General features: G+C 60.4%; 6 protein-coding genes. 4 read left to right on the forward strand and 2 right to left on the reverse strand.

What is annotated here, in order from left to right; genetic code table 11:
• Window positions 1–73 precede the first annotated feature (73 nt).
• From BN2476_RS24755 to BN2476_RS24765, 3 genes are all read left to right on the forward strand, one after another.
• On the forward strand, window positions 74–1,576 hold the full coding sequence (locus tag BN2476_RS24755; RefSeq protein WP_087736806.1) for a carbohydrate porin: 1,503 nt from the start codon (window positions 74–76) through the stop codon (window positions 1,574–1,576).
• Window positions 1,577–1,947: 371 nt separating this feature from the next.
• Window positions 1,948–3,699, forward strand: coding sequence for an ABC transporter permease (locus BN2476_RS24760; RefSeq protein ID WP_087736807.1), 1,752 nt, complete (start codon window positions 1,948–1,950; stop codon window positions 3,697–3,699).
• Between the two features lie 11 nt (window positions 3,700–3,710).
• Window positions 3,711–5,045: an ABC transporter ATP-binding protein gene (locus BN2476_RS24765; RefSeq protein ID WP_087736808.1), complete on the forward strand. Its 1,335-nt coding sequence runs from the start codon at window positions 3,711–3,713 to the stop codon at window positions 5,043–5,045.
• A 132-nt stretch (window positions 5,046–5,177) separates the two neighbouring features.
• Here BN2476_RS24765 and BN2476_RS24770 read toward each other — a convergent pair whose 3' ends face one another.
• Window positions 5,178–7,025 carry a potassium transporter Kup gene (locus tag BN2476_RS24770; RefSeq protein WP_087736809.1) on the reverse strand — a complete coding sequence of 616 codons (1,848 nt, stop codon included), beginning with the start codon at window positions 7,023–7,025 and terminating at the stop codon, window positions 5,178–5,180.
• Window positions 7,026–7,988: 963 nt separating this feature from the next.
• On the opposite strand from BN2476_RS24770, the gene BN2476_RS24775 reads away from it, so the two are divergent.
• Window positions 7,989–9,380, forward strand: coding sequence for a DUF2252 domain-containing protein (locus BN2476_RS24775; protein WP_235850950.1), 1,392 nt, complete (start codon window positions 7,989–7,991; stop codon window positions 9,378–9,380).
• 34 nt (window positions 9,381–9,414) lie between these two features.
• On the opposite strand, the gene BN2476_RS24780 is transcribed toward BN2476_RS24775, so the two are convergent.
• The gene (locus BN2476_RS24780; RefSeq protein ID WP_087736813.1) at window positions 9,415–10,764 is read right to left on the reverse strand and encodes a metallophosphoesterase family protein; all 1,350 of its coding nucleotides are present in this window, start codon (window positions 10,762–10,764) and stop codon (window positions 9,415–9,417) included.
• Window positions 10,765–11,084: the final 320 nt, after the last annotated feature.

Here is an 11,084-nt window from a genome sequence, read left to right on the forward strand (position 1 = left end):
GTCCCGCCACATTTCCTATGTCATATCCCTTAACGAACGGATTTATCCGTCGCCAACCGTTCCACGCGCCGTCATGAACAAAAAACTGAAAACCGGATTCCTGCTGTCCACTCGGCCCGTTGGGCTGGCACTGCTGCTGTCGCTCGGCTTCGCGCCGGCAGCCTTCGCCCAGACGAGCGAAGCGCCCGCACCCGCGCCTTCGGATGAAGTGCCCGCACAGGCTTCGCCAGCAGCCGCAGAAGGCGAGACGGTAAAGACGGCCGAGGCGCCTGCCGCGCCAACCGGCATCTGGGAACGCGCGAACCTGTTCGGCGACATGGGCGGACTGCGCCCTTGGCTCGGCCAGTACGGCGTGACGCTAAACCTGCAGGAAACCAGCGAGTACCTGAACAACCTGTCGGGCGGCACCCAACGCGGTGGCGCCTACGATGGCCTGACGCAGCTGGCCATCGGTGTCGACCTGGAGAAGGCCGTCGGGCTGACGGGGGGCAGCTTCAACGTATCGGCATTGCAGATTCACGGCACGAATCTGACCACACGCAATCTGCAGACCTTGCAAAGCGCGAGCGGCATCGAGGCCGACGCGACCACGCGCCTGTGGGAGCTCTGGTATCAGCAGACGCTGCTGGGCGGCAAGATGGACGTGAAGGTCGGCCAGCAGAGCCTCGACCAGGAGTTTATGGTGAGCCAGAATGCGACGCCGTTCATGAACGCGACGTTTGGCTGGCCGGTGCTGCCGTCCGTGGACATGCCGGCAGGCGGGCCGGCATATCCGTTGTCGTCGCTCGGCGTGCGTGTGCGTGCCAAGCCGTCTGATGCGGTGACCGTGCTCGCAGGGGTGTTCGACGGCAATCCGGCGCCCGGCACAGGCGACCCCCAGAAGCTGAACGCCCACGGGACGAATTTCGGCCTTGGCAACGGCGCACTGTTCATCGGCGAGGTGCAGTATGCGCTCAACCAGCCGTCCGACAATCCCGCCGATCCGAAACCGGCCGGTCTGCCCGGCACCTACAAACTGGGCTTCTGGTACAACACCAATCACTTTGCCGACCAGCGGTTCGACAACACAGGGCTGTCGCTTGCGAATCCGGCAAGCACCGGCATCCCGCAGAATCATAAGGGCAACTACAGCTTTTATGCCGTCGCCGACCAGATGGTCTGGCGGCCATCCGCCGACAGCCCGCGGTCGGTCAACGTGTTCGCCCGCATCATGGGCGCACCCGGCGACCGCAATCTGGTCGACCTGGGGATGAACGCGGGCGTGACATTGAAGGCCCCGTTCAGGGGACGCGATAACGATGTGGCCGGACTGGCGGTCGGCTACGCGAAGATTGGTTCACACGCCCAGGACCTGGCCAGCGATACGGCCGCGTTCACCACGCCAGGCTATCCGTCGCGGAGCGCGGAGACCGTTATCGAGGCGACCTATCAGTATCAGGTCGCCCCCTGGTGGATGCTGCAGGCCGATGCGCAATACTTCTTCCGTCCATCGGGTGGCATTCCGCAACCGGGTAACCCGACGGCCCGCATCGGCAACGAGTTCGTTCTGGGCATACGGACGAACATTGTGTTCTGAACCGCAGTTCGCGCGTGAAGACTGGCAGACATGCAACGCCGACAAATCGGGAATGAGCGGTGCGTGTCTTCTGGCTTTCCGCTTCCGGGAGACACCCGGAGCAAAAAAGCTGGCGCCTTGTCAAGCGTCCGGGGTGGCGGCATCCCGACATCGCCGCAAATTCACGATTTCTTAAGTTAAGCAAATTTTCGGTCACAGAATCCCGTCATCATTGGAAAAGGGGACATGCGCCGTCGTCCGGAACTGAACAATTCCTTTCGTTTCGTCATGACCCGATCTGACAATGCATCACGAATCTGCGTCCACGCTGCCGGTTGGCGTAACTGCATGATTGCGTGTTCCACGCAACCCGCTTTTCCGGGAGACTTCTGATGGAGTTCAGTTTCAGTCTGAACCGCACGGCGAACGCATCTGCATGGCGCCTGCTTCCGAACGGATGGGACTTTGTTGCCTTTCCGTTGATCATCGGTCTGATCGCGATGGCGGCCATCGGCTTTCATCAGACGCTCGCACCGATGTCGACCCTGAAGACCCAGGTGATCTCGCTCGACCCGTCGAACCTGCCCGAGTATGCGATGCGGACCACGCTGCGCATGCTGGCGGCGATGATCGCGTCCCTCATTTTCACGCTGACCTATGGCACGCTGGCGGCCAAGAGCCGCCGCGCCGAGAAGGTGCTGGTCCCGATTCTCGACATCCTGCAGTCGGTGCCCGTGCTTGGCTACATTTCCTTTACGGTCACGTTCTTCCTGTCGCTTTTTCCGGGACGCGTGCTCGGTGCCGAACTTGCGGCGATCTTTGCGATCTGGACGAGCCAGGCGTGGAACATGACGTTCAGCTTCTACCAGTCGCTGCGCACGGTGCCACGCGATCTGGACGAAGTCTCGAAGGGCTTTCACCTGACGCCGTGGCAGCGCTTCTGGAAGCTCGACGTGCCGTTCTCGATGCCAGGCCTCATCTGGAACATGATGATGTCGATGTCGGGCGGCTGGTTCTTTGTTGTCGCGTCGGAGGCGATCACCGTCGGCAACAACACGATCACGCTGCCGGGCATCGGCGCGTATCTTGCGCAGGCCATCGCCGGGAAGAACCTGCATGCGATCGGCTGGGTCATTCTCTCGATGACGGTTGTGATCCTCGCCTACGACCAGTTGCTGTTCCGTCCGCTCGTCGCGTGGGCCGACAAGTTCCGCATGGAAACCACCAGTTCCGGCAACGCGCCCGAGTCGTGGCTGCTCGACATGCTGCGCCGTACGCGCCTGATCCACCAGATGCTCAAGCCGATGGGCGCGCTGCTTGCGAGGACGGCGCGTCTTCCCATGCATACGCCAATGCGCGATACGAAGCGTTTTCCCAACGCGCAGCGTCAGAAGTGGACGCGCGTAGGGGACATCATCTGGGGCATCCTGGTGCTTCTGCTGACCGTGTACGTCGTCTATCGAGTGGTTGCGTATGTAGGTACGGGCGTCACGCTCGACGAGGTCGGTCACGTCTTCGTGCTGGGGTTCATCACGCTGTTGCGCGTGGCCGTGCTGATTGCCATCTCTTCGCTGGTCTGGGTGCCGCTGGGCGTGCTGATCGGGCTGCGCCCGGCGCTTGCCGAAAAGATCCAGCCGCTCGCGCAGTTCCTCGCGGCGTTCCCGGCGAACCTGCTGTTCCCGGTCTTCGTGATCGTGATCGTCAGGTTCCATCTGGACCCGGATATCTGGCTGTCGCCGCTGATCGTGCTGGGTACGCAGTGGTACATCCTCTTTAACGTCATCGCGGGAGCGACCGCCTATCCGAACGACTACAAGGAAGCCGCGACGAACTTCCGCATTCGCGGCTGGCAGTGGTGGCGCCAGGCCATGTTGCCGGGCATCTTTCCGTACTACATCACGGGTGCCATTACCGCGTCGGGTGGCGCGTGGAATGCCAGCATCGTGTCTGAATTCGTCCAGTGGGGCGATACGAAGGTGGCGGCCCACGGGCTCGGCGCTTACATCGCACAGACGACTGCCGCAGGCGATTTTCCGAAGATCATCCTGGGCATCGCCGTCATGTCTCTCTTCGTTACCCTGTTTAACCGCACGTTGTGGCGTCCGCTGTATGCGTATGCCGAGTCCAGGCTGCGACTTGATTGAGAGTGAATCCGATGGACAATCTGAATGCTGTAACGGCCGACGTGCTCCAGTATTCACCGCGCCTCGGTGAAGAAGTGCTGAGTGTCGAAAAAGTACGCCGTGGCTTTGACAAGGCACAGGGCGAACTGCTCGTCCTTGACGACGTCAACCTGTCGCTGCGTGAAGGCGAGATCGTTGGTCTGCTCGGCCGCTCTGGCTCGGGCAAGTCGACGCTCCTGCGCATCATCGCCGGCCTGATCGAGCCGACGGACGGCGAAGTGACCTATATGGGCAAGCCGCTCAAGGGTCCCGCCGAAGGCGTCGCGATGGTGTTCCAGACGTTCGCGCTGTTTCCGTGGCTCACGGTGCTGCAGAACGTGGAGGCGGGTCTCGAAGCGCTGGGCGTCGGCGCGCGCGAGCGCCGCGAGAGCGCGCTGGCCGCGATCGACCTGATCGGTCTCGACGGCTTCGAGAACGCGTATCCGCGCGAGCTGTCGGGCGGCATGCGCCAGCGTGTCGGCTTTGCGCGCGCGCTGGTCGTCGATCCGACGCTGCTGCTGATGGACGAGCCATTCTCTGCACTCGACGTGCTGACGGCCGAAACGCTGCGTACCGACCTGCTCGATCTTTGGACGCAGGGCCGCATGCCGATCAAATCGGTGCTGATCGTCACGCACAACATCGAGGAAGCGGTGTTCATGTGCGACCGCATTCTCGTGCTGTCGTCGAATCCGGGCCGCGTGATCGCCGAGATCAAGGTGCCGTTCAGGCATCCGCGCAACCGTCTGGACCCGGCGTTCCGCCGCCTCGTCGACGACATCTACGCGAAGATGACCGCGCGTCAGAAGGACGAAACGACGAAGAAGGGGCTGGAGCTGCACAGCTGGCTGCCCAATGTGTCGACCAACCTGATGGCCGGTCTGATCGAGACGCTCGCGGCCGCGCCGTATCATGGCCGCGCGGACATGCCGGAAATTGCGCGCACGCTGCACCTGGAAGTGGACGACCTGTTCCCGATTGCCGAAGTGCTGCAGCACCTCGGGTTCGCCGACGTGCGCGAGGGCGACGTGTTCCTCACACCTGCGGCGCGCGTGTTTGCAGATTCGGGCACGCAGGAACGCAAGATGATGTTCGCCGGGCATATGCTGCGCCACGTGCCCCTGGCCGCGCGGATCAGGAAAGTGCTGGACGAGCGCCGGGGACACCGCGCGCCGCGCGTGCGCTTTGAGCAGGAACTCGAAGACTTCCTGTCCGATGGTGCGGCACAGGAGACGCTCGACGCCGTGATCGACTGGGGCCGCTACGCCGAGATCTTCTCGTACAACGACAAGACGGAAGTGTTCAGTCTGGCCGACGTCGAATCATGATCGCGCAGTAGCATTGCCGTCACTGGGCGCGTCGGGATGCGTGCGACGCGCCCAGTGCAGGCGTTCGACCGACACCGCGGCGCCACTGTATCCGCGATGGCGTCGACGCCATCGCGCCGTGTCAGACACGCATCAGAGATTGATCTGGCCGCCCATTTCGACAACCCTGTTAGGCGGCAGACTGTAGTATTCCGCTGCCTGCGCTGCGTTCCTCGCGAAGAATGCAAACAGCCGTTCGCGCCATAGCGACATCGCATGGCTTTGTCCCGTGGCAACAATCGTGTCGCGCCCAAGAAAAAACGAGACCTCGTTCGGCTCGTAATGCCATTCCGGTATCCGCTTTTCGACAAGCCGGAGAACAGCCGGAACATTCGGAATCTCCATGAATCCGTGACGCACGGCTACAGAATAGCAACCGTTCCCAAGGTCCTTAACGGAAACCCTGTCTTTGTCCGAGACGTGGGGCGTGCTGTCGGTCTCGCCGGCCATGAAGATGTTGATACGGTGCATCACACCGTTGTGCTTCAGATTGTGCAGAAACGCAGAGGGCGTCATGTCGGCCACCCCGCCCGGAAAAACGGCTGTTCCCTGTGCGCGCAACACAGGATGTTCCGTCAGCGAACTGATCAGCGGTGCGAGCGGAAGGCTGTCGTTTTTGATCTGTTGGACGACCATTTCCCGACCCTTGTGCCATGTTGTCATGACCGTGAAAAGTGCGGCGCCCGCCAGCAACGGAAACCATCCGCCGTCCATGATCTTGCTGACATTGCTCGACACGAACAGCGTGTCCACAAGTGCCATCGGACCGATGACGGCAAGCGTTGCGACGGGTTTCCACTGCCAGAGGCAATGCGTGACGAAGTACATTAGCAGCGTCGTCAGCAGCATCGTGGACGCAACGGCAATCCCGTACGCGGCTGCGAGATTATCGGAGGATCTGAAAAACAGGACGAGAAAGACGACCGCGACGTACAGCGTGAGATTGATGAAAGGCACATAGACCTGACCGATCTCACGGCTCGATGTATGAACGACAGGTATGCGTGGCAAAAGCCCGAGCTGTACGGCCTGCTTGGTCATTGTAAATGCACCGGAGATCACCGCCTGCGAAGCAATGATGGTGGCCAGAGCTGCGAGCACGACGAGCGGTATCAGAGCCCATGAAGGCGCCGATTCAAAGAATGGCTGGCTGATAATGGAAGGTCTGCTAAGGACCAGCGCGGCCTGGCCGAAATAGTTGAACACGAGGCTGGGAAAAACGAGACATAGCCACGACAGCCGCACGGGCGTCTTGCCGAAATGCCCCATGTCGGCATAGAGGGCCTCGCCACCCGTCAGCGCGAGAAACACCGAGCCAAGCACAATGAAAGCCGTGGCCGGCGCGTGTGCGATGAAAATGAAAGCGTAGGCAGGCGACGCGGCGCGAACGATGGCAGGATGACTGGCGATATTGCCGACACCAAGCACCGCGAGCGTGATGAACCATACGAGCATCACCGGCCCGAAAAGTGTGCCGACGGCGCCCGTGCCGCGTTTCTGCAGCTTGAAAAGCCCCGTAAGAATGACCAGTGCGATGGGTACGATCCACTCTGATAGATGAGGGTCGATGAGTGTCACCCCTTCGACTGCGGAAATGACGGAAATTGCCGGTGTGATCATTGAATCGCCGTAAAACATCGCCGCGCCGAAAACGCCGAGAGTCAGGAGCACCTTGCGAAGCCGGGCGGGAGCGACACCTGAAGCGAGTGCGGTCAGCGCAAGAATGCCTCCCTCGTCATCATTGTCCGCCCGCATGACAAAGCACACGTATTTGAACGTGACGACGGCGATGATCGACCAGAGGATCAGAGACACGATCCCATAGACATTCGTCTGACTGACGCCGCCTGCGGCTTTCAGGCATTCCCTGAGGGTATAGAGCGGACTTGTGCCAATGTCTCCAAAGACTACGCCAATGGCACCGAGTGCAAGCGCGGGCATTGCGCGGGCTCCGTGTGACGCAGTGTGAAGTGCGGACGTGGACATATGGTTGCAAGCCTGTTAAATGGGTCGGACGGATGATCTGTGGCGTGTGGCTGGCCCAGCGATGTCGCACGAAACGCTGATCGTGCAGCGAAGAACACGGCGGCCATTCAGGGCGTTACCACATTTGTTCGCCCTGGCCAGAAGGGGCGCCTCACCTGAGATTCCAGATGCCCCAGATCGCGATGGCCAGGGCAATGGCAATCACGCCGCCGAAAAGCAGGTACGTCTCCATAAAGGCTCCTAAACGGAATTGGATTCGGCCGCCCGGGCGAGCGGATCGTGTGCGATCGTACGTGATGGTGCTTTCATATCCGCTACAGCTCTCGCAGCGTCGGGGAGAATGGCAAAGCGATCACATCAGTGGCGATCGTTCTCTCCCCGGTGGCTTGGGTCGAACTCTGAATGCCGGAGTTGGCCGGGCAGGACATTCGACCGAGGTTTGCGCGGCATCGGGTCTGGATTGAGGATGTGCTGGGGGAGCCGGAGAGATCGAGTCGCACGAGCGAGCCCGCTAATCGAAATCACTATCAATCAGCTCCGGGTGTACCTGGACATACAGCAGAACCAGCCAGCGGCGCGTGCACATGGGCGAGATGCGCTGTTGTGAGGTGGCATGCCGCCAATGCCGACCTGCCGCGTGTGAACGGCCGTAGCGAAGGCTTTCCGAGGGTCATTCCCCACCCAGACGTACGCCATCACAAGGGTAAGGCCTCCGAACCTTGCGTCGCATTTTTTCGCTCGCCTTCATGGTATCGCCCGATAGGAATGTGACCAGCATTATGCGGAGACTTGCTCACCATGGAGGAGACACGTATATAGCTCGCCCTACGCAAGGGAAAGCAAAAAGAGCGACACATGCTGGAACTCAAGACTGCCGGGCGTAACAAACCACCAATGGCAAATACCAATCCTCAAGCAATGACTGCACAAAAAGACATCTCCGACCTGTTTGCAGGTCGCGGTCCGCTGGCATCGCGAATCGATCTGGGCAAGGAAGCGCGCAGAAAGGTTTCGCGAGCAAAGCTTGCAGTCTGCAAGATCGAAAGGCGAGACCCGATCATGCTGCTCGAAGCATCCAACGTGGGCCGCGTGCCGGAGCTTATCCCCATTCGTTACGGGCGCATGCTTGCGAATCCGTTCGCGTTCTATCGCGGCTCGGCGCCGCTGATGGCATTTGATCTGTCCAGATTGCCGCGGACTGACGTCATCGTGCAACTCGGCGGCGACGCGCATCTGGCGAACTTCGGGCTGTTCGCGAGTCCGGAGCGGCGAATTCTTTTCGGCCCCAACGACTTTGACGAAACATTACCGGGACCCTTCGACTGGGATGTGCGCAGACTTGCCGCCTCATTCGTGATCGCTGCTCGTGAACGTGGATTTGCAACAGATGACCAGCGCGACATCGTCGGCCGGTTGTGCGAGACATTCCGGCAACGCATCGGGGAGTTCAGCAGAATGGATACGCTCGACGTCTGGTACTACCAGTTCAGGTCGACCAGCCTGCTGGCCATTGCCGATACAGCCGAGGAAAGGAGAAAGGAGCTCGCGGTCATCGACAAGGCGCGGTTGCAGTCGTCGCGTTCCGTGATGGGCCATTCGACCGAACTGGTCAACGGCAAGCTGCGCATCAGGGAACTGCCGCCGCTCGTCTATCACATCCCGCTGGAAAACAGGCGCGATCGCAAGCAGTACGACGACATGATCCGGCGTTTCTTCGCCGACTACCGGCTGACGCTTCCCGACGACAGGCGCGCACTTTTCGACCGTTATGAACTGGTCGATGTCGCGATTCGCGTCGTCGGCATTGGTTCGGTGGGAACGCGTTGTTATGAGGCGCTCTTCATGGCCGACGGAGAGAGCCCATTGTTCCTGCAACTCAAGGAGGCGAGGGCTTCCGTGCTGGAGGGCTATCTTCCGGCAAGCCAGTACACGAACCATGGCCAGCGCGTGGTGACTGGTCAGCGGCTGTTGCAGTCGGCCAGCGACATCTTTTTGGGCTGGTCCAAGATGCATCACACGGGCAATGATTTCTATGTCAGGCAGTTGCGCGACATGAAAGGCGCATTCGATTTCACCACCTTCGACGTCGAAGATCTCGCCGAATATGCGGTGTCGTGCGGCACCGCATTGGCCCAATCGATGGCGAAGGCGGGCGACCCCGCGCTGATCGGCGGATATGTGGGCAAGTCGGCCGCGTTCGACGAGGCTATCGAGCGGTTCGCACTGGCCTACGCGGAGCAGAACGAGGCGGACTGGACCGTGCTGAAATCAGCCGTCAAGGCGGGGCGAATTCAGGCTATGCGTGAATGATCATTTTGCGAACCGCTCGCGCGAAGGCTCTTTGTCATCCCTTTTGCTGAGCCTCTCGCGCGAACTCGCGAATGCGCGTCGCGAGTGCAGGTACGCCTGAATCCCGGGCGACGAAGTGCGACACCTTGTGCGTGGCCAGGTCGATGGTCACCTGGTCATCGGGCGCTTTCGTATGCGGTCCGTCGACAGCGGCGTGATATTCGATGCGCAGTTGACTCGCGTTGACAATGATTCGCAGGTAGCCGTAGTTCTGGTCATCGTAGTTTTCAAATACAACGGCATCCGTGTCCTTTGATGCGGCCTGTATCAGTTGCGGCGCACGAAGTGGCGGTTGTCCATTCGTGGTGAGCCGCTGCACGTTGTGGCCGCCGTTTCCGCAAACGATATAAGGAATCTGTGTGCCATCAGGGCGGGTTCGCGTGAAGCGCTGGTAGTTGTGCGCGTGTCCGGCGAGGTCGGCATGCGGCCATACGCCAACCTCATCACAGACTGCATCGATCTGCTGTTGCATCTCGACGCTCCAGCCATGACGACCGCGCGCCACATAAGGCGGATGGTGATGCGCGAACAGCAGCGCGCCGCGATAATTTTCCTTCTTCACCCGTAACAGGGCGGCTTTCAGGTATTTCAACTGGCTGTTGCCGATATCGCTATTGGCGATCACGCCTGGGTCTTCGAGCGTGTTGCTGTACAACGCGATGATGCGCGCAAACGGAGCCTCGAACGTGAAGAAGACGCCCGGCTGGATTTGCGCAGTACGTGAAAGGTTGCCCGCATCGGGCGAAACCTGAAAGCAGTCGGAACAGAAGTTCCTCAGAAACGCCTGCAAGCTCTTCTCGTGCTGCAGCGGCGAAATCATGCCGTCGTGGTTGCCTGCTACAGCGAGAATCGGCGCGTGATAGTCCCGATACGGCTCGTAGAACTGATCGTAGTAGTACTGCGCCTCGCCAAAGCTGTAGACGATGTCACCCAATAGAAAGTTGAATTGCGGCACGTCTGCCGGATCCGTTTCATCGAAGTCGCTCACCATCTTGTCCGAGACTTCGTTCTGTGTTTTCGGGCCTTTCGTGCTGCCGCAGTCACCGGTGGCATGAAAGACGATCTGCCCGTTCGCGGTGATCTGGTCGAGCACGGCCTGATTGTTGTCGATCACCTGTGCGAATGTAAGCCGGGGCTCGGTGCCGCCGCGCGGTGCAGGAAAGGGAAGTGCCTTGAGCTTGTGCTCCCGGTTCAGTTCGTCGATGACCTTGTAGGCGGCGACATCCGACGCGTGCCGGACGACGAAGGTTTGCGGGTCCGGGGTGGGCTGAGGCTGCGAGAAGACGGGCGCAGCAAGCACTCTGCCGCTGCTGTTGCCTGATCCATCCGGGTGCTTCTTTTGCATGTCAGATTTTCCTTGATCGTCGACAAAGAGGAGTCCGCGATCGTCCGAATGATGCGTAGTCGTACCGCATTCAACGAACATGCGGCCGTTGCAGGACGCCTGGGTGAGACGACAGTTCGAGGAAGAGGTTCATCTATGGTCACCCCCGTTTTTGCAACGCTGATTTTTGATGGTGTGGTGGCTCGCGCAAATCTATCCGGCGTCGGAGCAGAGTGAGCCGTCGCGCCTCGATGAGAATCGCGCCTGGCGGTCCTTATAACAGAAGCAGCTTCGGAAGCTGGTTAACCTCCCAGGATTTCCCTCAGGCCGGTTTGCCGTTC

It is taken from the genome of Paraburkholderia piptadeniae (assembly GCF_900007165.1).
GTDB classification, from domain to species: domain Bacteria; phylum Pseudomonadota; class Gammaproteobacteria; order Burkholderiales; family Burkholderiaceae; genus Paraburkholderia; species Paraburkholderia piptadeniae.

Coding starts and splice junctions, on each gene's coding strand:
- BN2476_RS24765 (WP_087736808.1), top strand. CDS start 3,711: ATGGACAATCTGAATGCTGTAACGGCCGACGTGCTCCAGTATTCACCG.
- BN2476_RS24755 (WP_087736806.1), top strand. CDS start 74: ATGAACAAAAAACTGAAAACCGGATTCCTGCTGTCCACTCGGCCCGTT.
- BN2476_RS24760 (WP_087736807.1), top strand. CDS start 1,948: ATGGAGTTCAGTTTCAGTCTGAACCGCACGGCGAACGCATCTGCATGG.
- BN2476_RS24780 (WP_087736813.1), bottom strand. CDS start 10,764: ATGCAAAAGAAGCACCCGGATGGATCAGGCAACAGCAGCGGCAGAGTG.
- BN2476_RS24770 (WP_087736809.1), bottom strand. CDS start 7,025: ATGCCCGCGCTTGCACTCGGTGCCATTGGCGTAGTCTTTGGAGACATT.
- BN2476_RS24775 (WP_235850950.1), top strand. CDS start 7,989: ATGACTGCACAAAAAGACATCTCCGACCTGTTTGCAGGTCGCGGTCCG.